Below are 23,530 nucleotides of genomic sequence, written 5' to 3'. Positions count from 1 at the left end.
TCGCCTGGTTTACGCGGTTCCGGCAGTGCCAGCGCACTGCCGAAAAATACCGCAGATACCCCTTGGTGAGCTAGAGAACCGCGAAGGTTCCTTGCGCTTTCGCCACCAGTTTGTCGCCTTGAACTACGTCGGCGTCGACCACCAGGGTACGGCGCCCGGCGTGCAGCACACGGGCGGTGCACAGCACTTCACCATCGCTGACCGCGCGCAGGTAGTTGATCTTGCATTCGATGGTCACACTCTGCTGGTCGAAACCGTGGCTGGCCGAGCAGGCCAGGCCCATGGCGATGTCAACCAGGCTGAAGATCGCCCCGCCGTGCAGCTTCTGGCCACGGTTGCGCAGGTGCGGCTCGAGCGCCAGGGCCACCTCGGCAACGCCTGTCTCCAGACGTTGCACGCGGCAGCCAAGGAGCTGGCTGTAAGCGCTTTGGACCACTTCCTTGGGGATGTCCATCACTTCTTCTTCAGTTGCTTGGCGTTGGCGAACAGGGCGGCCATGGCGTTGTTGGCCGGGGCTGCGGTGGCGGTTTCACGCTGGCGTGGCGCCTGCTGCTGGCGGTTGCCGCCATTGCCCCGGTTGCCGCCACGGTTGCCGTCGACTTTCTCGCCCGGGGTGTCGCTCATGCGCATGGATAGGCCGACGCGCTTGCGCGGGATGTCGACCTCCATGACCTTGACCTTGACCACGTCACCGGCCTTGACCGCTTCACGCGGGTCCTTGACGAACTTCTCCGACAGCGCCGAGATATGCACCAGGCCGTCCTGGTGCACGCCGATGTCGACGAAGGCACCGAAGTTGGTGACGTTGGTCACCACGCCTTCGAGGATCATGCCCGGCTCCAGGTCCTTGAGCTCCTCGACACCGTCCTGGAAGGTGGCGGTCTTGAACTCTGGGCGTGGGTCGCGGCCGGGTTTGTCCAGTTCCTGGAGGATGTCGGTGACGGTCGGCAGGCCGAAGGTCTCGTCGGTGAATTGCTTTGGGTCCAGGCGCTTGAGGAAGGCGCTGTCGCCAATCAGCGAGCGGATGTCACGGTCGGTGCCGGCGGCGATGCGCTGCACCAGCGGGTAGGCCTCAGGGTGCACGGCGGAGGCGTCGAGCGGGTTGTCGCCGTTCATCACGCGCAGGAAGCCTGCGGCCTGTTCGAAGGTCTTCTCGCCCAGGCGGCTGACCTTTTTCAGTGCCGCTCGGGTGGCGAACGGGCCGTTGGCGTCGCGGTGGGCGACGATATTCTGGGCCAGGGTCGCGTTCAGGCCCGAAATCCGGGTAAGCAGCGCGACCGAAGCGGTGTTGACGTCGACGCCCACGGCGTTCACGCAGTCCTCGACCACAGCGTCCAGGCCGCGGGCCAGCTTGATTTGCGAGACGTCGTGCTGGTACTGGCCGACACCGATGGATTTCGGGTCGATCTTTACCAATTCGGCCAGCGGGTCCTGCAGGCGGCGGGCGATCGACACGGCGCCACGGATCGACACGTCCAGGTCCGGGAATTCGCGGGCGGCCAGTTCAGACGCCGAATACACCGAAGCACCCGCCTCGGAGACCATGACCTTGGTGATTTTCAGGGCTGGGTACTTCTTGACCAGTTCGGCCACCAGCTTGTCGCTCTCGCGGCTGGCGGTGCCGTTGCCGATGGCGATCAGCTCCACCGAGTGCTTGGCGCACAAGGCGGCCATGATGGCAATGGTGCGGTCCCAGTCGTTCTTCGGTGCATGCGGGTAGACCGTGGTGTGGTCGAGCAATTTGCCTGTGGCATCGACCACCGCGATCTTGCAGCCGGTACGCAGGCCCGGGTCGAAGCCCAGGGTGGCGCGCGGGCCGGCCGGGGCGGCCAGCAGCAGGTCGTGCAGGTTGTGGGCGAAGACGTTGATCGCCTCGCTCTCGGCATTGTCGCGCAGCTCGCCGAACAGGTCGGTTTCCAGGTGAGTGTAGAGCTTGACCTTCCAGGTCCAGCGGACCACTTCGGCCAACCATTTGTCGGCCGGGCGGCCGCGGTTTTCGATGCCGACGTGGTTGCCGATCATCAGTTCGCACGGGTGCAAGGTCCCGGGCAATTCTTCGCCGACCTTGAGCGAGGCGCTCAGCACGCCTTCGTTGCGCCCGCGGAAAATCGCCAGGGCGCGGTGCGAAGGGGCCGTGCGCAGCAGCTCGTCATGGGCGAAGTAGTCGCGGAACTTCGCGCCCTCTTCTTCCTTGCCCGCCACCACGCGGGCGCTGAGCACCGCTTCCTGCTTGAGGAAATTGCGCAGCTTGTCGAGCAGGGCAGCGTCTTCGGCGAAACGCTCCATGAGGATGTACTTGGCGCCTTCCAGCGCGGCCTTGGCATCGGCCACGCCTTTTTCGGCGTCGACGAAGCGCGCGGCTTCGCTTTCCGGCGCCAGGCCGGGGTCGTTGAACAGGCCGTCGGCCAGCTCGCCGAGGCCGGCTTCCAGGGCGATCTGGCCCTTGGTGCGGCGCTTCTGCTTGTACGGCAGGTAGAGGTCTTCAAGACGCGTCTTGGTGTCGGCCAGCTTGATCTCGCGGGCCAGTTCCGGAGTCAGCTTGCCCTGTTCCTCGATGCTGGACAGGATGCTGGCACGGCGCTCGTCGAGCTCGCGCAGATAGCGCAGGCGCTCTTCCAGATGGCGCAGCTGGGTGTCGTCGAGGCTACCGGTCACTTCCTTGCGGTAACGGGCGATGAAAGGCACGGTCGAGCCTTCGTCCAACAGGCCCACGGCCGCCTCGACCTGCTGGGGGCGTACGCCCAGTTCCTCGGCGATACGGCTGTTGATGCTGTCCATGTAAACCACCTGACATTTGTGAATACGGGGGTCGCCGGTGGGCCTTGGGCCCGGTGGCGCTGGATGAAAGCCGCGCATTATACCCATCGCAAACGGCTTGCGGTGATGGCGCCCGGCCAGCCGGAACTGGCGCCCGGGGAAAAATCTGCTAACAATGCTCACGCAACGTGCAGCAGTGGCTACGCCATAATGCGCGGCGATATCAGAGGAGTTATTCATGACCGGCACCGCAAACACCGCTGAAGGTGACAAGATTCTCATCGTCGACGACGACCCGGGGCTCAGCAGCCTGCTGGAACGTTTCTTCACCAGCAAGGGCTACCGCGCCCGTGCGGTGCCCAACACCGAACAGATGGACCGCCTGTTGGCGCGCGAGGTGTTCAACCTGGTGGTGCTCGACCTGATGCTGCCAGGCGAAGACGGCCTGTCCGCCTGCAAGCGCCTGCGCCAGTCGAACAACCAGATCCCGATCATCATGCTCACCGCCAAAGGTGACGAGCTCAGCCGCATCAAGGGCCTTGAACTCGGTGCAGACGACTACCTGGGGAAGCCGTTCAACCCGGACGAGCTGATGGCACGGGTCAAGGCCGTGTTGCGCCGCCAGGCGCCGAGCGTGCCGGGCGCCCCGGGCACCGAGGACGAGTCGGTCACCTTCGGCGACTACGAGCTGTCGCTGGCTACCCGCGAGCTCAAGCGTGGCGACGAAGTGCACATGCTCACCACCGGCGAATTCGCCGTGCTCAAGGCGCTGGTGATGCATGCGCGCGAGCCGCTGACCCGCGACAAGCTGATGAACCTGGCCCGTGGCCGCGAGTGGGATGCCCTCGAGCGCTCCATCGACGTGCAGATCTCGCGCCTGCGCCGCATGATCGAGCCGGATCCGTCCAAACCGCGCTACATCCAGACGGTCTGGGGCGTCGGCTATGTGTTCGTGCCAGACGGAAACGCTGGCAAATGATGCTTCGCCGTCGATGAAAACGCCGCTCTGGTTCCCGCAAAGCTTCTTTGCCCGCACCCTGTGGCTGGTGTTGATCGTTGTCCTGTTCTCCAAGGCACTGACGCTGGTCTACCTGCTGATGAACGAGGACGTACTGGTCGATCGGCAGTACAGCCATGGCGTTGCGCTGACCCTTCGCGCCTATTGGGCGGCTGATGAAGAAAACCGCGACAAGATCGCCGAAGCCGCCGGGCTGATCCGGGTTACCGGTTCCGGTGTGCCGGAGGGTGAACAGCACTGGCCTTACAGCGAGATCTACCAGCGGCAGATGCAGGCCGAGCTGGGCGAAGATACCGAAGTGCGCCTGCGCATTCATGCGCCGCCCGCCTTGTGGGTGAACGCACCGAGCCTGGGCCCGGGCTGGCTGAAGGTGCCGTTGTACCCGCATCCACTGCGTGGGCAGAAGATCTGGAACGTGCTGGGCTGGTTCCTGGCCATTGGCCTGTTGTCCACTGCCTCGGCGTGGATCTTCGTGCGCCAGCTCAACCAGCCGTTGAAACGCCTGGTGTTCGCCGCCCGGCAGCTAGGTCAGGGGCGCAGCGTGCGCCTGCCGATCAGCGACACGCCCAGCGAGATGACCGAGGTCTACCGGGCCTTCAACCAAATGGCTGAAGATGTCGAGCAGGCGGGTCGTGAGCGGGAACTCATGCTGGCGGGGGTTTCACATGACTTGCGGACCCCGCTCACGCGCCTGCGCCTGTCGTTGTCGTTGTTGAACAGTGACAACGAGCTGAGTGACGACATGGTCCGCGATATCGAGGACATGGACGCGATTCTGGATCAGTTCCTCGCGTTCATCCGCGATGGTCGGGACGAGCCGGTGGAGGAGGTCGACCTGGCCGACCTGGTGCGCGAGGTGGTGGCGCCCTATAACCAGCCTGAAGAGCGCGTGCGCCTGTGTCTGGAGCCTATTCCGCCATTCCCGCTGCGTCGGGTTTCGCTCAAGCGCATGCTTGGCAACCTGATCGGCAATGCCCTGCATCACGCTGGCAAGGGCGTCGAGGTGGCGGCCTATGTGTCGGGGGACGAGAGCGCACCGTATGTGGTGCTCAGCGTGCTGGACCGGGGTACCGGGATCGACGAATCCGAGCTGGAAACCATCTTCAACCCGTTCATTCGTGGGGACCGTGCCCGCGGCGGCAAGGGGACCGGGCTGGGCTTGGCCATCGTCAAGCGGATCGCTGCGCAGCATGGCGGGAATGTCGAGTTGCGCAACCGCTCCGGTGGCGGTATCGAGGCACGGGTGCGACTGCCTCTAGGCTTGCTGCTGCCGCGTAACGCGGTGTGAGCTTGACTGGCCTCTTCGCGGCTAAAGCCGCTCCCACCGGTCCGGCACAGGCCCGAAGGCTGCGGTGATTCTGTGGGAGCGGCTTTAGCCGCGAAGGGGCCGGTGCAGGCCTGAGTCAGCCTTTACCTTTGGTCCGGGTCTGGTTCGGCCCGCCATTCTTCTCCAGGTGCTCGATGATCATCGCGGCCACATTCTTGCCGGTGGTCACTTCGATCCCTTCCAGCCCAGGCGACGAGTTCACTTCCATCACCAGTGGCCCATGGTTCGAGCGCAGGATATCCACACCCGCCACGCTCAGCCCCATCACCTTGGCGGCTCGAATGGCGGTCATACGCTCTTCAGGGGTGATCTTGATCAGGCTGGCCACCCCGCCGCGGTGCAGGTTGGAGCGGAACTCCCCCGGCTTGGCCTGGCGCTTCATCGAGGCGATCACCTTGTCGCCCACCACGAAGCAGCGGATATCCGCACCACCGGCCTCCTTGATGTACTCCTGAACCATGATGTTCTGCTTCAGCCCCATGAATGCCTCAATCACCGACTCGGCTGCCTTGGTGGTCTCGCACAGCACTACGCCGATGCCTTGGGTGCCTTCCAGCACCTTGATCACCAGCGGTGCGCCATTGACCATCTGGATCAGGTCGGGGATGTCATCCGGCGAGTGGGCGAAACCGGTGATCGGCAGGCCGATACCCCGGCGCGACAGCAGCTGCAGCGAGCGCAGCTTGTCACGCGAGCGGGCGATGGCCACCGATTCGTTGAGCGGGTATACGCCCATCATCTCGAACTGGCGCAGCACCGCGCAGCCGTAGAAGGTCACTGAGGCGCCGATGCGCGGGATCACTGCATCGAAGCCTTCCAGCGGTTTGCCGCGGTAGTGGATCTGCGGCTTGTGGCTGGCGATGTTCATGTAGGCCCGCAGGGTGTCGATCACCACCATTTCATGGCCCCGCTGGGTACCGGCTTCGACCAGACGGCGGGTGGAATACAGACGCGGATTGCGCGACAGCACAGCGATCTTCATGCAGCACCTGTGACAGGGGAGAGGGTGGCCGGATAGGCCGGTTTGTCTTGTACATATTTCAAGCCGGGGTTGACCACCAGCTGGCCATGTATCAGCGCCTTGGAGCCCAGCAGCAGGCGATAGCGCATGTTCTTGCGGCAGGCCAGGGTGAATTCGACTTCCCAGACCGCATCGCCCAGTGCCAGCGTGGTGCGGATCACGTAACGGGTCTGTGCCTGGCCGTTGGAGCTCTTGATGGTCTTCATGGTTACCAGCGGAGCCTCACAGCGGCGGTGGCGCAGTTGCACCACCGAACCAAGGTGGGCGGTGAAGCGTACCCAGCGCTGGCCGTCACGCTCGAACGGTTCGACCTCGGTGGCATGCAGGCTGGAGGTGCTGGCACCGGTGTCGATCTTGGCGCGCAGGCCTGCCACGCCAAGGTCGGGCAGGGCCACCCACTCGCGCAGGCCGATGACTGTCAGATGGTCAAATTTCTTCACGAAGCACACCCTGCGGATAAGGTGGTGAACTGTAAGCACGGCGGGGACTTTTTGCATCCGTCAGTTACGGTAGTACAGTTCGATGAAAGACAGAATTCGAGGAAACGAGATGGCACAAAAAGCCGAGGATGACGACAAGGTCCGCCTGGACAAGTGGCTGTGGGCGGCGCGCTTCTACAAGACCCGTGCACTGGCCAAGGCGGCCATCGAAAGCGGCAAGGTGCACTGCCGGGGTGAGCGCTGCAAACCGGGCAAGGAGCCGCGGGTAGGCGATGAGTTCGTACTGCGTACCGGGTTCGACGAGCGCACGGTCGTGGTCAAGGCGTTGTCGGTGGTGCGGCGTGGGGCGCCAGAAGCGCAGACGTTGTATGAAGAGACCGAGGACAGCGTGCGCCGCCGCGAGCAGGCGGCCGAAATGCGCAAGGCGGGGGCGATGGGCGTTACTTCGGATGGCCGCCCGAACAAGAAGCAGCGGCGGCAGATTCACCAGTTACACGGGAGCTTTGAATAGCTGGGGCTGCAAGGCAGCCCCAGTGGTCTAGCGGATTACTGCCAATCGCCCGACCAACGGTAACTTTCTGGCAAGGGCAAACAGCGGAGCGGTCCAGCGCAGCAGCAAGGCACTGCCCTTGGCTGCCAACGGCGTATGGCAGCTCCAGCCCAGCGCCAGCACTGCCATCAGCAGGCCACCGATGTAGTCGTCCTGTCCCCAATGTGCTCCGGCCACCAGCCGCGGCATCATGAACAGGAACGCCAGGCCCCAGACCACCAGATGCTGCACGAGCCGGCGGCTGAACAGGCTCATGAACAAGGCCCAGATCAGCAGCACCGAGGCATGATCGCCTGGGAAGCTGTTGCTTGAACGGTCTTTCAGCTCCCAGGCTTTTTCCAGGTTCGGGTAGTAGCTGCTGAGTTGTACCACGTTGTCGAACACCATCGATGGGCTGTCGTGTTGCCAACCCATTGCATCCACCCACTTGGAAAACAGCGCGCGAATCACCACTAATAGGAGCAGCGTGACCATAAAGCCCAAGAAGGCTTCGCGAACCTGGCTGGCCTTGAACACCCAGTTGCCGCGGATCAGCACGGCCAGAAGGATCAGGCCGACGACGATGTCGAAGGGGCGCAGGCTGCCGACGGTCCAGATGTAGCGCCAGGCCGTGTGGTCGGCCAGTGGTGCGTTCAGGCTGTGGAACAGCCACTCGTCGAAAGTCAGGCACAGGATCTGGCCAATAGGCCATAACCAGAAACACAGTAGAGCGATGGGAAGCAGCGTACAGGCTGCCAATGGCCCCCAGGACCACCTTGCTTGGAACAGTGGTCGATTGTCCATAAAATACCTCTATTGCCAACGGGAATCAGAGCGCCTTGTGAGCGTTCTACCACGGGATTGCGCAGTAGTTCGAAATCCCGTGTAACCATTTTGTCATCATTTTTCAGATAGCCAAAACCTATGAGCGATTTGCCTGATACCGATTTCACCCAACGTTTCATCTTCGACGAGCGCGATGTGCGCGGCGAGTGGGTGTCTCTCGATGACAGCTACGCCGCGGTGCTGGCGCGTCATGATTACCCACAGCCGGTGCAGGCACTGCTTGGCGAACTGATGGCCGCCACCGCCTTGCTGGTGGGCGCGCTGAAGTTCGACGGCCTGCTCATCCTGCAGGCGCGCTCCGAAGGGCCGATTCCGCTGCTGATGGTCGAATGCTCGGGCGAGCGCGACATCCGTGGCATGGCCCGCTACGAAGCGGAGCAGATTCCGGCCGACGCTACCCTGGAGCAGTTGATGCCCGGTGGCCACCTGACCCTGACCATCGACCCGATCAAAGGCCAGCGCTACCAGGGCACCGTCGACCTGGACGGTGCCAACCTGTCGGAATGCTTCACCAACTACTTCGTGCAGTCGCAGCAGCTCAACACCCGCTTCTGGCTCAATGCCGAAGGCGGCAAGGCCCGTGGCCTGCTGCTGCAGCAGCTGCCACGCGATCGCCAGCCGGACGATGAGGAACGTGAAGACAGCTGGCAGCATGTAATTGCCCTGGCCAAGACGCTCAAGCCCGAGGAATGGTCGGAAGACAACGAAACCCTGCTGCACCGTCTTTACCACGAGGACGCGGTACGCCTGTTCGACATCCAGCCGCTGCGCTTCAAGTGCAGTTGCTCGCGCGAACGTTCCGGCAATGCGCTGGTCAGTTTGGGCGAACAGGATGCCAAGGCGCTGGTCGAGGAGTGCGGCGGAACGGTAGAGATCGATTGCCAGTTCTGTAACGAGCGCTATTTCTTCGATGCCAGCGATGTTGCGCAACTGTTTGCCGGTGGCGGCACGGAAGCGGCGTCAGAAACTCGCCACTGAAACGTTTAATTTCAGGGAAATCTCCTGTCGAATTGCGCAAAAGAGCGGTTCTGACAGGAGGGGCCTACTTTTTTTGGGCGTTTCTGGCATAATCCGGCCACTTTTTTCGCTGTAGTAGTTTTTTCGAGACAACTACAAAACGTTTGGAGCACTCGGCCTCGGGCCGGATGGGGTATCTCATGACGCAAGCCAACAACACCGTGTACACCGACCTGAGCGTCGATGAGCTGGTTAAAGAAGCGCTGTCCCGCGGTGAAGGCGTGCTGGCCGATACTGGCGCACTGGTAGTCGAAACTGGCCACCGTACTGGTCGCTCGCCGGCTGACCGTTTCATCGTCGAAGAACCTTCCACCCAGGCCGCCATCGCCTGGGGCCCGATCAACCGCAAGTTCCCGGCCGACAAGTTCGATGCCCTGTGGGACCGCGTCGAGGCGTTCAACAACGCCCAGGATCACTTCGTTTCCTACGTCCACGTAGGCGCTGCTGCCGAGCACTACCTGCCGGTGAAAATGACCACCCAGACTGCCTGGCAGAACCTGTTCGGTCGTTGCCTGTTCATCAACCCGGAGCAGTTCAACCCGGCTGGTCGCGACCAGTGGCAGATCCTCAACGTCGCCAACTTCGTTTGCGAACCTGAGCGTGACGGTACCAACTCCGACGGTTGCGTGATCATCAACTTCGCCCAGAAGAAAGTGCTGATCGCTGGCATGCGCTACGCCGGCGAAATGAAGAAAGCCATGTTCTCGGTGCAGAACTTCCTGCTGCCGGCCGCTGACGTGCTGCCGATGCACTGCGCTGCCAACATTGGCGAGGAAGGTGATGTCACCCTGTTCTTCGGCCTGTCCGGCACTGGCAAGACCACCCTGTCGGCCGACGAAAGCCGTTACCTGATCGGTGACGACGAGCACGGTTGGGGCGAAGGCGTTGTCTTCAACATGGAAGGCGGCTGCTACGCCAAGTGCATCGACCTGTCCGAGAAGAACGAGCCGGTCATCTGGAAAGCCATCAAGCATGGCGCCGTGCTGGAAAACGTCGTTCTCGACGCCAACAAGCACGCCGACTACGCTGACGTCAGCCTGACCCAGAACAGCCGCGCTGCCTACCCGCTGGAGCACGTCGCCAAGCGCGCCGAAGCCAACCTGGGTGGCGAGCCGAACGCAGTCATCTTCCTGACCTGCGACCTGACCGGTGTTCTGCCTCCGGTTTCGATCCTGAACAACGAGCAGGCGGCCTACCACTTCCTGTCCGGCTACACCGCGCTGGTCGGTTCGACCGAAATGGGTTCGGGCGGCGGCATCAAGTCGACCTTCTCCACCTGCTTCGGCGCGCCGTTCTTCCCGCGCCCGGCGGGTGAATACGCCGAGCTGCTGATCAAGCGTATCAACGCTTTCGGCTCCAAGGTCTACCTGGTCAACACCGGCTGGACCGGTGGTGGCTACGGCGTTGGCAAGCGCTTCAGCATCCCGACCACCCGTGGCGTGATCGCCGCTATCCAGAGCGGTGCTCTGGTCGGCGCCGAAACCGAGCACCTGGACATCATCAACCTGGACGTGCCAAAGGCCGTGCCGGGTGTGGAAACCGAGCTGCTCAACCCACGCAACACCTGGGCTGACAAAGCTGCCTACGACGAGGCCGCCAAAGGCCTGGCCAAACTGTTCATCGAGAACTTCAAGAAATTCGAAGTTTCCGATGCAATCAAGGCTGCTGGTCCAAAGCTGTAAGCTGAACCCCAGTCGTAACGAGAAAGCCGCCCTCCGGGGCGGCTTTTTTGTTTTTTGTAGGAGCGGCCTTGTGTCGCGAAAGGGCCGCAAAGCGGCCCCCTTGGCTAGCAGCGGCGCTGCTGAATCTACTGAAACTGCTGGAATTGCTGGGGCTGCTTCGCAGCCCTTTCGCGACACAAGGCCGCTCCTAGCTGGGATCGCGGGCACCCAAAGGTCTCGAATTTCTGTTTCACTGTCAGGATCCATTGCGCAGATACGAGCCAGCCTGATGACCGAATCCCCCAACCGCACGGCCTTCTCCCACTTCCACCCAGTCCTCACCCGCCCCCAGGACAACGATGTCAACGGCCACATCGCCGGCGCCACTGTGCATGGCTTCTTCGAAACCTCCATCCAGGCCTTCCTTGTCGAACAGGCCAACCTGGACCTGCGCGATGGCGAGTTGGCGGCCTTCGTGGTGAGTTCAGCGGCAGACTTCTTCGCCTTGCCGGGCTTCCCGGATGTGCTGGAGGTGGGGCTGGGGGTGACGCGGCTGGTGGGCAGTACCGTGGAGTACCGCCTGGCGCTCTATCGCCCTGGGGAGACCGATGCGTGCGCGGCGGGGACGGTGGTGCAGGTATTTATCGAGCGTGCCAGCGGCCGTCCGGTGGCGCTGCCCGAGCCGCTGCAGGTGATACTGGCCGGCCTGCAACTCGGCTCGCAGGCATGAAAAAGCCCTGCCGGTGAGGGCAGGGCTCTTTTTACCCGCAGGCTGAGCCTCAGGTATCAGTCGCGCCAGTGGCGCTTGTGCTTGCGGTGGCCGTAGTGGTGGCCACGGTCGTAATGACGACGGTCGTCGTAGTCACGACGGTAGCGACGCTCGTCATGGCGCTCGTCTTCATCGGCCTTGTTGCCCATGTAGTTACCCAGCGCACCACCAGCACCGCCGCCCGCGGCCGCACCGATGTAACTACCGGTGGTGCCGCCCATCGAGCGACCTACCACGTTACCGCCTGCAGCGCCCAGGGCGCCGCCGATGGCGGCCTCGCCACGCTGGCGCTTGTCGGCACCAAGGGCACCGCCGGCCGCACCGCCCAGGCCGGCACCAATTGCACCGCCCGTGCTACCACCGATGGAGTTGCCCACTACGGAGCCGAGTACCCCACCCAATGCGCCGCCAATTCCAGCCTCGGTATTGCCGCCTGCCATGGCAACGCCGCTGAGCAAGCTGAAAGACAACAACAGAATCGAGGAGTACTTCTTCATCGAGAAAGCCTCATAGGGATGACGATGGCGAATTTGAGGCTAAGGCGAGCGGCTGGCAACGAAAATCCGACGAGTAACACGAGTTGTACACAATTCTCTAAGTTACTGTATTTGCTGTGAAACTTTATCGTTTTTCGCTTGTCAGAGGTATTTGTGACAAAGCCCTGGACCTCGCGGTTCAGGGCTTTTTTGGTTTTTGCCGAGGCGCTTGCGTTACAGGATACGGCCGTCGTCCCGCGCGCGTTCCAGTTTGATGGCAACGAATTTGGAGGTCGGCGTATGGCTGCCGTCGCCGATGCTCTCCAGCGGAATCAGCGGGTTCACCTCCGGATAGTACGCCGCCGCCTGCCCGGCCGGGATGTCGAAGGCCAGCAATGTGAAGCCGTGCACACGGCGCACATGTTCATCACCCCACAACGAGACAATGTCGACCTTCTGCCCAGGCTGGAAGCCCAGGCGGATGATGTCGGCCTCGTTGGCAAAAAGTACCTCGCGCTGGCCGCGCACGCCTCGGTAGCGGTCGTCCAGGCCGTAGATGGTGGTGTTGTACTGATCGTGGGAACGCATCGATTGCATGATCAGGTCCGGCACCTGACCGCTGGCACGAACGCGCTCGTCGATCAGGGTGTCGGGCAGCAGGTTGGCCTTGAAGTTGGCGCGGCCAGTGCTGGTCTTCCACTGACGGCTGCCGGCGCTGTTGCCGAGGTAAAAGCCGCCCGGGTGGGCAAGGCGCTGATTGAAACCGGCAAATCCGGCAATGGTGTCGCCAATGAGGTCGCGAATGCGCGCGTAGTCGGCCACCAGCCAGTGCCAGTCCACCGGGTGTTTGCCAAGGGTGGCGGCCGCGATACCGGCGACCACGGCAGGCTCCGAGCGCATCTGGTGTGAAAGCGGCTTGAGCTGGCCATTCGAGGCGTGAACCATGCTGAACGAGTCTTCCACGGTGACAGCCTGAGGCCCGTCGGCCTGCAGGTCGATGTCAGTGCGGCCCAGGCACGGCAGGATCAGTGCTTGCTTGCCGTGGATCAGGTGGCTGCGGTTGAGCTTGGTGCTGATCTGCACGGTGAGTTCGCAGTTGCGCAGTGCCTTGGCGGTACGCTCGGTGTCTGGGGTGGCCTGGGCGAAGTTGCCGCCAAGGCCGATGAACACTTTCGAACGGCCATCGAGCATGGCGTGGATCGCCTCCACGGTGTTGTGGCCGTGATGTCGCGGCACCGGGAAGTTGAAGCGTTTTTCGATGGCATCGAGCAGCGCCACTGGCGGCCGCTCGTTGATGCCCATGGTGCGATCGCCTTGCACGTTGCTGTGCCCACGTACCGGGCACAGGCCGGCACCCGGCACGCCGATGTTGCCGCGCAGCATCTGCAGGTTGACGATTTCCTGGATGGTCGGCACCGAGTGGCGGTGCTGGGTGATACCCATCGCCCAGCACATGATCACGCGCTTGCCACGGCAATACATGCGTGCAGCCAGCTCGATGTCGGTCAGCGTCAGGCCGGATTGTGCCTGGATGTGCTCCCAGGAGGTGGCGTCCACCGCTGCCAGGTATTCGTCCACGCCATGGCCGTGTTCGGCGATGAACACATGGTCGAAGATGGCGGGCTCGCCGTTGGCCTGGGCTTCGCGCTCCCACTGCAAGACAAACTTGGCCATGCCGCGCAGCAAGGCCATGTCACCGCCCAGTGCCGGGCGGAAGAAAGCGGTGTTGGTCGGCCGGTCGCTGTTGGTCAGCATCTCCAGCGGGTTCTGCGGGTGCTGGAAGCGCTCCAGCCCACGCTCCTTGAGCGGGTTGACGCAGACCACCTGGGCACCACGTTTCACCGCATCGCGCAGTGGGTCGAGCATGCGTGGGTGGTTGGTGCCCGGGTTCTGGCCCCAGACGAAGATCGCATCGGCGTGCTCGAAATCGTCGTAGGTGACTGTGCCCTTGCCGACCCCGACGCTCTGGCTCAGGGCCACGCCGCTGGCCTCGTGGCACATGTTCGAGCAATCGGGGAAGTTGTTGGTGCCATAGGCCCGCACGAACAGCTGATACAGATAAGCCGCTTCGTTGCTGGCCCGGCCGGAGGTGTAGAACTCGGCCTGGTCGGGCGTGGCCAGCTTGTTCAGTTCCCGGGCGATCAGGGCGTAGGCGGCATCCCAGCTGATCGGCTGGTAGCGATCGGTTTGTGCGTCGTAGACCATTGGCTCGGTCAGGCGGCCCTGGTACTCAAGCCAATAGTCACTTTGCTGGAGCAATGCGCTGACGCTGTAGCGAGCGAAAAACGCCGCGTCGACACGGCGTTTGGTCGCTTCCCAGTTGACCGCCTTGGCACCGTTCTCGCAGAACTTGACCATGCCGCTCTCGGGCGAGTCGCCCCACGCGCAGCCGGGGCAGTCGAAGCCGCCGTTCTGGTTGGTCTTGAGCAGGGCGCGAATGTTCTTCAGCGCGTTGTCGCTGCCGACCCAGGCCTTGGCTACGCTGCGCAGCGCGCCCCAACCACCGGCGGGGCCGTGGTAGGGCTGGTAACGAGGGGTGGAGGCAGGGGCGTTATCAGGGAGTTGCTGGTACGAGGTCACGACTGTTACGACTCCGCCGCAGGGCTGTAGACCCGCGGTGCACTGTGTTTGGGCAGATGAATAAGGTTGAGGTTGTGCTTGCGCGCCCATTGCAGGGCCAGGCCAGTGGGCGCCGAGAGGCTGACCAGGGTCTGGATGCCGGCGCGCAGCACTTTCTGGATCAGCTCCAGGCTGCAGCGGCTGGTGACGATGGCCAGGCCGCCGGCAGTGCTGATGCCTTGGCGCAGCAGGGCGCCGATCAGCTTGTCGAGGGCGTTGTGCCGGCCAATGTCTTCGCGGCCCATCAGCAGTTCGCCCTGGGCGTTCATGAACAGCGCAGCGTGCACGGCACCGCAGTGCTGGCCCAGCGGCGTGAACCCATCGATCCGCTCGCGCAGGCCTGCCAGCCATTGCGCCGGCGGCAACGGCGCGCCAGGCAGAGCGGTCAGCTCTGGCAGCGCCTGTTCCAGGGCTTCCACCCCGCACAGGCCGCAGCCGCTGGTACCGGCCAGCTGGCGGCGCTGGTTCTTCAGGTTCCAGAACGCACGGCTGGAAATCTCCAGGTCGGCATACATCGCCGAGCCGCTGCCGGAAAGCTTCAGGTCATAGATTTCTGCAGTGCCTTCGACGATGCCGCTGCCAACGCTGAAACCGACCGCAAAGTCTTCCAGGTCGGTGGGACTGACCAGCATGACCGCCTGGTTCAGGCCGTTGTAGGCAATGGCCAGGGCGACTTCTTCGGCCAGTGGCGTGCAGGCGCGTTCGCCGTCGCTGAGCTGGACGTAGTCGTAGGTGTTGCTGGCGGCGGGCAGGGCCAGAGGCATGGAGGCTGCGCAGACCGGAGGTTTGCTTTGCATCGGGAAACTGACTGTTGGCGGCTGTTTGATAGCACCAGCCTAGGCCGCTGTGTCGAGCGCGTCTAATCGCTAGGGTCTATGCCTTGATAGACGGCGTCGATTGGTCGCAGTGGGGCGGGCAGGGCAATCCTGGCCTAGACTCCTGGCTCCGAGGTTTACGTCAACAAGGAGCGCGTCATGAGCCTGTTCAGTTTCGTGAAGGAAGCCGGCGAGAAGTTGATCGACCTGCTGACTCCCGGCAATGCCAATGCCGAGCAACAGCTGAAGAAACACGTGGAAAGTGTCGGCCTGGGCAACCCGAACATCTCGGCCACTGTAGAGGGTGACAAGGTCATTCTCAAGGGCGAGGTGGCCAGCCAGGAGGAGAAAGAGAAGATCATTCTTGCTGCCGGCAATATCGCCGGGGTGGCCAGCGTCGATGATCAGATCACCGTGACCGGGCCGGTCGTGGCGGCGGCAAGGTTCGTCACCGTGAAAAAGGGTGACACGCTGTCAGCGATTGCAGTGGTGGCGTATGGCAAGGCCGATTACATCAAGATTTTCGAGGCCAACAAGCCGATGCTCAAGCACCCGGACAAGATCTACCCAGGGCAGGTGCTGCGCATTCCTGACTGATCTGTGTGGCAGTTTCGCGGGCACGCCCGCTCCCACAGGAATGGCGCCAGCTTTTAACATGTGGGCAAGACAGTTGCTCCCACAGGATTTTCACTGGTCCTGTGGGAGCGGGCGTGCCCGCGAAGAGGCCCTTACAGGCCAACCAGCAAATCCCGGTAATCTTCGACCGCCGCGAATTCCTCGGTATCGCGCGGCTGCGCCTTGCTGTCCGGCTGGCGCACCGCCAACAGGTGCCCCACGCCAAACCGCCGCGCACTGCGCAGGATGGCCAAGGTGTCATCGATGAACAGGCTGCGCTGCGGATCAAAGCCGATATCCGCCTTCAAGGCGTCCCAGAACTGCGGGTTTTCCTTCGGATAGCCGTAATCGTGCGAACTGATCAGCCGCTCGAAGTACGGCGCCAACTCCACCCGCTCGAGCTTCAGCGACAGTGAATCGCGGTGGGCATTGGTGATCATCACCACGCGCTTGCCGGCCTTGCGGATAGCAGCCAGGAAGGTATCGGCATCGGGCCGCAGGGCGATCAGGTCGGCGATTTCGCGTTTGAGCTCGCGAATCGGCAATTTCAGCTCGCGGCTCCAGAAGTCCAGGCAGTACCAGTTGAGCGTGCCGGCATTGCGTTCGAACAGCGGTTGCAGCTCCATTTCCGCCATGGCCCGGCTGACCCCGTGCAGCTCGGCGTAGCGCTGGGGCAGGTGGTCGAGCCAGAAGCGGTTGTCGTAGTGCAGGTCGAGCAGGGTGCCGTCCATGTCCAGCAGGACGGTATCGATGGCAGACCAGGGAAGAACAGGCATGGGAAACTCTCGATCAGTCGGCAAGCCACGGTATAGTAACGCGTTCACGCCAAGGAGCTGCCCCATGCGCCAGAAACCCACCGTCCTCAGTCGCGAGATCGTCGCCAGCAGTCGCCTGTTCAGGGTCGAGGCCGTGCAGCTGCGCTTCAGCAATGGCAACGAGCGTACCTATGAGCGCCTGGTTGGCCGAGGCAACGGCTATGGCGCGGTGATGATCGTCGCCATGCTCGATGCCGAGCACGCGGTGCTGGTGGAGGAATACTGCGGCGGCACCGACGAATATGAGCTGTCGCTGCCCAAAGGCCTGATCGAGCCGGGTGAGGACGTGCTGGCCGCGGCTGACCGTGAGCTCAAGGAAGAAGCCGGCTTTGGCGCTCGCCAGCTGGAGCATCTGACCGAGCTGTCGCTGTCCCCAGGCTACATGAGCCAGAAGATCCAGGTGGTGCTGGCCAGCGACCTCTACGAGGAGCGCCTGGAGGGCGACGAGCCGGAGCCGATGCGGGTCGACAAGGTCAACCTGCGCGAACTCTCGGCCCTGGCCATGCACCCGCAGTTCACCGAAGGACGGGCGTTGGCAGCGCTGTACCTGGCCCGTGACCTGCTGATCCAGCGGGGGCTGCTCGAAGCATGAACGACCTGCAACTGATGCACGAAGTGGTCAAGCTCGCCCAGCAGGCCGGCGAGGCCATCCTGCCGTTCTGGCGCGCCGACGTGGCAGTGACCAACAAGGCCGACGACTCGCCGGTGACGGCTGCCGACCTCGCTGCGCATCGGGTCATCGCCGATGGCTTGCTGGCGCTGGCGCCGCAGATTCCGGTGCTGTCCGAAGAGGACTGCAATATCCCGCTGGCCGAGCGCCAGTGCTGGAGCCGCTGGTGGCTGGTCGATCCGCTCGACGGCACCAAGGAGTTCATCGCCGGCAGTGAGGAATTCACCGTCAACATCGCGCTGGTCGAGAACGGCGAGGTGGTGTTTGGCGTGGTGGCCATGCCGACCAACGGTCGCTGCTATTTCGGTGGCCGCAGCTTCGGTGCCTGGCGCTGCGAAGGGGCTGCCCAGGCGCAGCCGGTTCAAGTGCGCAATGCGCCGCCTGCCGGTGGCCGCTTCACCGTGGTGGCCAGCCGTCGTCATTCCAGCCCGCAGCAGGAAGCGCTGCTGGCTGGCCTGAGTGCTGCTGTGGGTGAACTGGAACTGGCGAATATCGGCAGTTCGCTGAAATTCTGCCTGCTGGCTGAAGGCAGCGCTGATTGCTACCCACGCCTGGCGCCGACCTCGCAATGGGACACGGCGGCGGCGCAGGGTGTGCTGGAAGGCGCCGGGGGCGAGGTGATCGAGGTCGATGGCCAGCCATTCCGCTACCCGGCGCGTGAGTCCCTGCTCAATCCGTTCTTCCTGGCGCTGCCTGCCAACGCTAGCTGGCGCCAGGCGTTCCTGAGCCTGATCTGACGCTCCATTGTGTGGGGTTCACCCGCGAACACCGGCGTAGCCGGTGCCATGCACCGCGTTGGATTCTTCGCGGCTAAAGCCGCTCCCACAGGGTATGCGGACCGCTTGCGAACTCAGTTCTCTGCGCGACAGCGCAGCCTGAAGGGCTGGGTGATCTCCCACTGGTATCGCGCCAGCCTTGTCAGCGGTGCAGGACGTACTGGCCGCTGAAGGTGACGGCGGGCTCGTCGCTGCCAGCGTTGCTGACCGTGGTCGCCAGCGTCAGCCGCGCCCGGCCACGGCGCTGGTACATCGTCAGGAACCGCTCCCAGGTCTTTTCGTCTGGTGCCGCGCAACGCGCCTGCGCCGTACCGGTCACTGGCAACGGATAGCTGATCTGGCCCTCCTGGATGACGATATGCCCGTCATCGATGCCCAGTTCGCGCAGACGCATGTGCAGCCAGCCCCAACCCACCAGCACCGCGGCGCAGTACAGGCTGCCGCCGAACATGGTGCTCTTGTGGTTCACGTTGGCGGCCAGCGGCAGTTGCAGGCGCAGGGTCTGGGCTTGCCAATCGATGACTTCCAGGCCCATCTCCCGGGTCAGGGGAATGTCGCCGTGCAGCACGGACTGCAGGTATTGGCTATCGGCACTCATGAACGGTTTTCCTCGTGGTCGTCGCTGCCGCTGCTACCGCCTTCGAAATGCAGGCCGTGCTTGCGTAGCTTGTCGTGCAGGGTCTTGCGCGGAATGCCGAGGGCTTCGGCGAGGCTGCGCATGGAGCTGTGGGGTTGGGCCAGTTCGGCGGCGATCAGCGAGCGTTCGAACTGCTCGACCTGTTCGCTGAGGTTGCCCAGCAGGATTGGCGCCGCCGTCGGGGCAGCAGCAGGTGCCTGGCCATCCAGGGCCAGCTCCAGGCCCAGGGCAAAGCGTTCGGCGGCGTTCTGCAGTTCGCGCACGTTGCCTGGCCAGTCATGGCGCAGCAGCATGGCCCGCTGGGCCGGTTGCAGGCTGTGGGGCGGCAGGCCATGCCGCTGGCTGGCGGCATCGGCGAAGTGCTGGAACAGCACCAGGATGTCGTCCCCACGCTCGCGCAACGGGGGGATGCGCAGTGGCGCCACGTTGAGGCGATAGTAGAGGTCGGCGCGGAAGCGGCCCTGGTCGGCGGAGGTGCGCAGGTCCTCCTTGGTGGCCGCGATGATACGGATGTCCAGCGGGATGAGTTGGTTGCCACCGAGCCTCTCGACCACTCGCTCCTGTAGCAGGCGCAGCAGCTTTACCTGCACGTCCAGGCTCATGCTCTCGATTTCATCGAGGAACAGCGTGCCGCCATTGGCGAACTCGAACTTGCCGATGCGGCGCTTCTGAGCACCGGTGAAGGCGCCCGGCTCGTGGCCGAACAGCTCGCTTTCGACCACCGACTCGGCCAGTGCGCCGGCGTTGATGGCCACGAACGGACCTTCGCGGCGGCTTGACAGGTCGTGCAGGGCGCGGGCGACCACCTCTTTGCCGGCACCGGTCTCACCAAGAATCAGGACATCGGCACGGGTGCCCGCCAGGGCGCCGATCTGTTCACGCAGGCGTTGCATCGACGGTGAATGGCCGACCAGGCGCGTGGCCAGTTGCTGGCGGTCGCTCAGGGCCAGGCGCAGGCTGCGGTTGTCCAGCACCAGGCGGCGCACGGCCAGGGCGCGGCGCACGCTGTCGAGCAGGGCGTCGCTGGCGAAGGGTTTTTCCAGAAAGTCGTAGGCGCCCGCGCGCATGGCCTGAACCGCCAGCGGCACATCGCCATGGCCGGTAATCAGCAACACCGGTAGTTCGCTGTCGCCACCGTGCAGCTGCTCCAGCAACTGCAGGCCGTCGATGCCTGGCATGCGAATATCGCTGACCACCACGCCCGGCCAATCAGGCTCGATGCGCTCGGCCAGGCCTTGGGCGTCAGCCAGCGTGACAACCTTGAGCCCGGCCAGGTCGAGGGTCTGGCTCAGGGCCTGGCGCAGGTGCGGGTCGTCATCCACCAGGATCACCTGGGCCTGGCTGTCGATGTTAGGCTCGGTCGTCATGCCGAGGAATCCTCCGAAGTGGGCAAGGTAGCGCCGGGTGCGGCCACGCGCAGTTGCAAGGTGAGCAGGGCACCACCTTCAGGGTGATTGGCCAGCAGCAGTTCACCGCCCAACGTGCGCATCAGGCTTTCGCAGATGGCCAGGCCCAGGCCCAGGCCCTGGGTGCGGGTCTTGGTGGTGAAGAACGGCTCCTTGGCGTGCTCGAGGGCCTGGCGGCTGAAGCCTGGGCCGTTGTCGCGAATGTACAGGTAGACGCAGTCCTCGTGCTTCTCGGCACTCAGCCACAGGCGGCGCGGGTTGGCCTTTTCGGTCAGGGCATCGAGGGCGTTGGCCAGCAGATTGCCTAGCACCTGGCGCAGGCGGGTTTCGCCGGCCTGCACCCACAGGGTGGCCTCGGGCAGGTCGCGGATCAGCTCCACGGCCATCGCCCGGCGGCGCTTGGCCAGCAGCGCCAAGGCATCATCCAGTGCCGGTTGCAGGGCCACGCTTTCCGGGGCGTGGCGGTCGCGACGGGCAAAGGCGCGCAGGTGGGCGATGATCGAGGCCATGCGCCCGGTCAGCTCGCCAATCAGCTTGAGATTGCCGCGGGCGTCCTCGGTGCGCTGATGGTCGAGCAGGATCTCGGCGTTTTCGGCGTAGCTGCGGATTGCCGCCAGGGGTTGGTTAAGCTCGTGGCTGATGCTCGCCGACATGGTACCGAGTACCGACAGCTTGCCGGCCTGGACCAGTTCATCCTGGGCGCGCACCAGCTCCTGCTGGGCGTTTTCGCGCTCCAGCACCGCGCTTTTGAGCCGGGCATTGAGGCCTTCGAGGGCCGCAGTACGCTCGGCCACGCGTGACTCCAGCTCTTGGCGGCCACGGGCTTCAAAGTCGATACGGTCGATGTAGTGGCGCCGCCGCTGCATCACCAGGCCGGTAAACAGCATCAGTACCAGCAGAGCGCCAGCGCCAATCGCCATCACTGTCTGCACCGAGCGATCAACCAACTGGCGCGGGGCGAGGATGCTCACCTGCCAGCCGGTTTCCTTGATGTCGCGGGTCTGGGTGAGCCAGGCGTCATGGTTGAGCACCAGCGGCTGCGGGGCCTGGGTCGGGTAGGGCTGGATAGCGATGATCGCCTGGCGCTCGGCGTCGGTCAGCTCACGGGTGGCGCGAAAACGCCATTCGGGGCGTGAGGTGAGGATCACCACGCCGTTGTGGTCGGTCAGCAACAGCTGTTCGGGGGTACGGCCCCAGAGGGTTTCGGTGTGGTCCAGGTCGACCTTGACCACCAGCACACCCACGATACGCTCGCGGTCGCGCACGGCGGCAGCGAAGAAGTAGCCGCGTTTGGCCGAGGTGGTGCCTTGGCCGAAAAAGCGCCCCAAATGGCCGGCCATGGCTTCGATGAAGTACGGACGGAAAGAGAAGTTACGGCCGACGAAGCTGTCCGGCTTGTCCCAATTGGAGGCCGCGAGGGTATTGCCACTGACGTCCATCAGGTACATCACTTCGGCGCCGGTCTGGTGGACGATGTCCTTGAGCAGGCGGTTGGCATTGGTGACGGCTTCGAGGCGGAACGGGTCGGCCAGCACGCCGCGTAGTGCCGGGAGGTCGCCGAGGATCTGCGGCAGGGTTTCGTAGCGGTGCAGGGTGCCGAGCAGGTTGGCGACGTACAGGTCGAGGGTCTGGCGGTTCTGTGAAGCCAGCTCATCCTGGTAGTAGCGCTCGGCCAGATGGTGCAGTGGCCACAACAGGGGCGCCAGGCACAGGGCCAGCAGGGCCAGGCTACGCCAGCGGGGTCGGCGTGGGGGCGTGGGTTTTGCAATCATCGGGTCAATGCGCCAGAAGGGTCTGGCGCAATTATGCGCTACTTGAGGCAGTCGATCAGTGCCTGCTGCCAGTGCGGCAGGTGTACATCCCACTCACCAGCCAGGCGCGAGCAGTCCAGGCGTGAGTTGGTCGGGCGACGCGCTGGGGTCGGGTATTCGCTGGAAGCGATCGGCACCAGCTCGGCGCAGGGCAGGCCGCGTGCCCTGAGCTGTTCGCCGATAGCCTGGGCGAAGCCGAACCAGGACGTCTCGCCTTGTGCGGTCAGGTGATAGGTGCCCCAGGCGCCGCGTTGCCCGGCTTGCCAACGGGCGATCAGTTGCCGGGTGGCGACGGCGATGGTCGTGGCCCAGGTGGGGGCGCCGATCTGGTCGTCGACCACGCGCAGTTGCGGTTTTTCCTGCAGCAGGCGTTGCATGGTCAGCAGGAAATTGCGCCCGTGCAGCGAATAGACCCAGCTGGTGCGCAAAATCAGGTGTTCGCCATCCACAGCGGTGATGGCTTGCTCCCCGGCCAGTTTGCTGCGGCCGTAGACGCCTAGCGGGTTGGGGCGGTCGAGCTCGGTGTAGGGCAGGGCCTTTTCACCATCGAAGACATAGTCGGTGGAGTAGTGAATCAGCGGCGCACCCAGGCGTACCGCTTCTTCGGCCAAGACCCGCGGGCCTTCTGCGTTGATTGCGAAGGCCAGGTCCGGTTCGCTTTCGGCCTGGTCCACTGCGGTGTGGGCGGCGGCGTTGATGATCAGTTGCGGGGCCAAGCGCCGCAGTGGTTCGCGCAGGGACTCGGGCCTGGCCATGTCCAATTGGTCGCGGCCAAGCAGGTGCACCTCGCCGAGCCCGCGCAACTGCACTTGCAGGGCCTGGGCGACCTGGCCATGGTGGCCACAGACGAGCATTCTCATGGGAACAGGTCCGCGTCTTTCAAAAACACTGCCGCCTGGTCCTTGGCCGACAGGGTCGGCTGCTGCACGCCCCAGTCGATGGCCAGATCAGGGTCGTCCCAGCGGATCGAGCGCTCGGCGGCGGGATTGTAGTAGTCGGTGGTCTTGTACAGGAAGTCGGCGGTTTCGCTCAGCACCAGGAAGCCATGGGCGAACCCTGGTGGAATCCAGAACTGCAGGTGGTCAGTGGCCGTGAGGCGCCGCGCCACCCAACGGCCAAAGGTCGGTGAACTCCGGCGGATGTCCACGGCAACGTCCAGCACCTCGCCCTGGACCACGCGCACCAGTTTCCCCTGAGGGTTGTCGATCTGGTAATGCAGGCCCCGCAGCACACCGCGCTGTGAGCGCGAATGGTTGTCCTGCACAAAATGGCCGTCGAACCCGGTCTGTAACTTGAATTCGCGCGCGTTGAAGCTTTCGAAGAAGAAGCCACGGCTGTCGCCGAAGATCTTCGGTTCGATGATGACTACGTCAGGTATCTCGGTCGCTATGATGTTCATGGAGGTTTCTTCGGTCAGTGTGCTGATGGTCCGACCTTGAAAGGTCCGCTCTAGGTCCGCCGCCCTGCAACCTGAGCCTAGATCGGCTGGCGGCGAGCCAGCATGA

The 23,530-nt window shown here is 63.8% G+C and carries 23 protein-coding genes; 9 read left to right on the top strand and 14 right to left on the bottom strand.

Going from position 1 to position 23,530, the window contains the following annotated elements:
• Positions 1-70: 70 nt before the first annotated feature.
• Together ACTORR_RS12565 and ACTORR_RS12560 are read right to left on the bottom strand one after the other, a co-directional pair.
• Positions 71-454 (bottom strand): PaaI family thioesterase, encoded by a 384-nt coding sequence (locus ACTORR_RS12565; protein WP_054885915.1) that lies wholly within the window; start codon positions 452-454, stop codon positions 71-73.
• Positions 454-2,778 carry a Tex family protein gene (locus ACTORR_RS12560; RefSeq protein WP_054885914.1) on the bottom strand — a complete coding sequence of 775 codons (2,325 nt, stop codon included), beginning with the start codon at positions 2,776-2,778 and terminating at the stop codon, positions 454-456. The genes ACTORR_RS12565 and ACTORR_RS12560 overlap by 1 nt, the downstream gene beginning before the upstream one ends.
• 217 nt (positions 2,779-2,995) lie before the next feature.
• On the opposite strand from ACTORR_RS12560, the gene ompR reads away from it, so the two are divergent.
• The gene (gene ompR, locus ACTORR_RS12555; RefSeq protein WP_054885913.1) at positions 2,996-3,736 is read left to right on the top strand and encodes an osmolarity response regulator transcription factor OmpR; all 741 of its coding nucleotides are present in this window, start codon (positions 2,996-2,998) and stop codon (positions 3,734-3,736) included.
• A 13-nt stretch (positions 3,737-3,749) separates the two neighbouring features.
• Positions 3,750-5,063, top strand: a complete 1,314-nt coding sequence (locus ACTORR_RS12550; protein ID WP_099813846.1) for an ATP-binding protein — start codon at positions 3,750-3,752, stop codon at positions 5,061-5,063.
• A 115-nt stretch (positions 5,064-5,178) separates the two neighbouring features.
• Here the strand turns inward: ACTORR_RS12550 and rimK are convergent, their stop codons facing one another.
• Both rimK and rimB read right to left on the bottom strand, forming a co-directional pair.
• The gene (rimK, locus tag ACTORR_RS12545) at positions 5,179-6,084 is read right to left on the bottom strand and encodes a 30S ribosomal protein S6--L-glutamate ligase (RefSeq protein ID WP_013970455.1); all 906 of its coding nucleotides are present in this window, start codon (positions 6,082-6,084) and stop codon (positions 5,179-5,181) included.
• The gene (gene rimB / locus ACTORR_RS12540) at positions 6,081-6,563 is read right to left on the bottom strand and encodes a retropepsin-like aspartic endopeptidase RimB (protein WP_054885911.1); all 483 of its coding nucleotides are present in this window, start codon (positions 6,561-6,563) and stop codon (positions 6,081-6,083) included. Before rimB ends, rimK begins: the two co-directional genes overlap by 4 nt.
• Before the next feature lie 109 nt (positions 6,564-6,672).
• Between rimB and ACTORR_RS12535 the strand changes: the two genes are divergently transcribed.
• A complete protein-coding gene (locus ACTORR_RS12535; protein WP_054885910.1) occupies positions 6,673-7,074 on the top strand; it encodes an RNA-binding S4 domain-containing protein in 402 nt (133 codons plus the stop codon).
• 27 nt (positions 7,075-7,101) lie between these two features.
• Here ACTORR_RS12535 and ACTORR_RS12530 read toward each other — a convergent pair whose 3' ends face one another.
• Positions 7,102-7,896, bottom strand: coding sequence for a phosphatase PAP2 family protein (locus ACTORR_RS12530; protein WP_313364421.1), 795 nt, complete (start codon positions 7,894-7,896; stop codon positions 7,102-7,104).
• A 120-nt stretch (positions 7,897-8,016) separates the two neighbouring features.
• Here ACTORR_RS12530 and hslO point away from each other — a divergent pair, with 120 nt between their 5' ends.
• The 3 genes from hslO to ACTORR_RS12515 all read left to right on the top strand — a co-directional run bounded on the left by hslO (position 8,017) and on the right by ACTORR_RS12515 (position 11,346).
• Positions 8,017-8,916 (top strand): Hsp33 family molecular chaperone HslO, encoded by a 900-nt coding sequence (hslO, locus tag ACTORR_RS12525; RefSeq protein WP_054885908.1) that lies wholly within the window; start codon positions 8,017-8,019, stop codon positions 8,914-8,916.
• A gap of 179 nt (positions 8,917-9,095) precedes the next feature.
• Complete coding sequence (locus tag ACTORR_RS12520) at positions 9,096-10,637, top strand: phosphoenolpyruvate carboxykinase (RefSeq protein WP_054885907.1); 1,542 nt, start codon at positions 9,096-9,098, stop codon at positions 10,635-10,637.
• A 268-nt stretch (positions 10,638-10,905) separates the two neighbouring features.
• A complete protein-coding gene (locus ACTORR_RS12515; protein WP_313364422.1) occupies positions 10,906-11,346 on the top strand; it encodes an acyl-CoA thioesterase in 441 nt (146 codons plus the stop codon).
• A gap of 56 nt (positions 11,347-11,402) precedes the next feature.
• On the opposite strand, the gene ACTORR_RS12510 is transcribed toward ACTORR_RS12515, so the two are convergent.
• The 3 genes from ACTORR_RS12510 to fdhD all read right to left on the bottom strand — a co-directional run bounded on the left by ACTORR_RS12510 (position 11,403) and on the right by fdhD (position 15,277).
• Positions 11,403-11,882 (bottom strand): glycine zipper domain-containing protein, encoded by a 480-nt coding sequence (locus ACTORR_RS12510; protein ID WP_054885905.1) that lies wholly within the window; start codon positions 11,880-11,882, stop codon positions 11,403-11,405.
• A 213-nt stretch (positions 11,883-12,095) separates the two neighbouring features.
• Positions 12,096-14,441 carry an FdhF/YdeP family oxidoreductase gene (locus ACTORR_RS12505; RefSeq protein ID WP_054885904.1) on the bottom strand — a complete coding sequence of 782 codons (2,346 nt, stop codon included), beginning with the start codon at positions 14,439-14,441 and terminating at the stop codon, positions 12,096-12,098.
• Between the two features lie 5 nt (positions 14,442-14,446).
• Positions 14,447-15,277, bottom strand: coding sequence for a formate dehydrogenase accessory sulfurtransferase FdhD (fdhD, locus tag ACTORR_RS12500; RefSeq protein WP_054885903.1), 831 nt, complete (start codon positions 15,275-15,277; stop codon positions 14,447-14,449).
• A gap of 177 nt (positions 15,278-15,454) precedes the next feature.
• Between fdhD and lysM the strand changes: the two genes are divergently transcribed.
• The gene (gene lysM, locus ACTORR_RS12495; RefSeq protein WP_313364423.1) at positions 15,455-15,892 is read left to right on the top strand and encodes a peptidoglycan-binding protein LysM; all 438 of its coding nucleotides are present in this window, start codon (positions 15,455-15,457) and stop codon (positions 15,890-15,892) included.
• Between the two features lie 131 nt (positions 15,893-16,023).
• Here lysM and yrfG read toward each other — a convergent pair whose 3' ends face one another.
• Entirely contained in the window at positions 16,024-16,686 is a 663-nt protein-coding gene (gene yrfG, locus ACTORR_RS12490) for a GMP/IMP nucleotidase (RefSeq protein WP_254482029.1), read from the bottom strand.
• Between the two features lie 64 nt (positions 16,687-16,750).
• On the opposite strand from yrfG, the gene nudE reads away from it, so the two are divergent.
• Both nudE and cysQ read left to right on the top strand, forming a co-directional pair.
• Positions 16,751-17,317: an ADP compounds hydrolase NudE gene (gene nudE, locus ACTORR_RS12485; RefSeq protein ID WP_015268611.1), complete on the top strand. Its 567-nt coding sequence runs from the start codon at positions 16,751-16,753 to the stop codon at positions 17,315-17,317.
• Positions 17,314-18,132 (top strand): 3'(2'),5'-bisphosphate nucleotidase CysQ, encoded by an 819-nt coding sequence (cysQ, locus tag ACTORR_RS12480; protein ID WP_313365880.1) that lies wholly within the window; start codon positions 17,314-17,316, stop codon positions 18,130-18,132. The genes nudE and cysQ overlap by 4 nt, the downstream gene beginning before the upstream one ends.
• A gap of 181 nt (positions 18,133-18,313) precedes the next feature.
• On the opposite strand, the gene ACTORR_RS12475 is transcribed toward cysQ, so the two are convergent.
• The 5 genes from ACTORR_RS12475 to rfbC are packed head-to-tail and all read right to left on the bottom strand — an operon-like array spanning position 18,314 to position 23,424.
• Positions 18,314-18,769: a thioesterase domain-containing protein gene (locus tag ACTORR_RS12475; protein ID WP_054885899.1), complete on the bottom strand. Its 456-nt coding sequence runs from the start codon at positions 18,767-18,769 to the stop codon at positions 18,314-18,316.
• Positions 18,766-20,175 carry a sigma-54-dependent transcriptional regulator gene (locus tag ACTORR_RS12470; RefSeq protein ID WP_054885898.1) on the bottom strand — a complete coding sequence of 470 codons (1,410 nt, stop codon included), beginning with the start codon at positions 20,173-20,175 and terminating at the stop codon, positions 18,766-18,768. The genes ACTORR_RS12475 and ACTORR_RS12470 overlap by 4 nt, the downstream gene beginning before the upstream one ends.
• Positions 20,172-21,986 carry a sensor histidine kinase gene (locus ACTORR_RS12465; RefSeq protein WP_054885897.1) on the bottom strand — a complete coding sequence of 605 codons (1,815 nt, stop codon included), beginning with the start codon at positions 21,984-21,986 and terminating at the stop codon, positions 20,172-20,174. Before ACTORR_RS12465 ends, ACTORR_RS12470 begins: the two co-directional genes overlap by 4 nt.
• Before the next feature lie 38 nt (positions 21,987-22,024).
• Positions 22,025-22,885: a dTDP-4-dehydrorhamnose reductase gene (gene rfbD, locus ACTORR_RS12460; RefSeq protein WP_099813837.1), complete on the bottom strand. Its 861-nt coding sequence runs from the start codon at positions 22,883-22,885 to the stop codon at positions 22,025-22,027.
• On the bottom strand, positions 22,882-23,424 hold the full coding sequence (gene rfbC / locus ACTORR_RS12455) for a dTDP-4-dehydrorhamnose 3,5-epimerase (RefSeq protein ID WP_054885895.1): 543 nt from the start codon (positions 23,422-23,424) through the stop codon (positions 22,882-22,884). Before rfbC ends, rfbD begins: the two co-directional genes overlap by 4 nt.
• Between the last annotated feature and the right edge of the window lie 106 nt (positions 23,425-23,530).

It is taken from the genome of Pseudomonas sp. SAR267 (assembly GCF_052077595.1).
GTDB classification, from domain to species: domain Bacteria; phylum Pseudomonadota; class Gammaproteobacteria; order Pseudomonadales; family Pseudomonadaceae; genus Aquipseudomonas; species Aquipseudomonas vlassakiae.
This window is presented reverse-complemented; position numbering and strand designations above follow the sequence as displayed.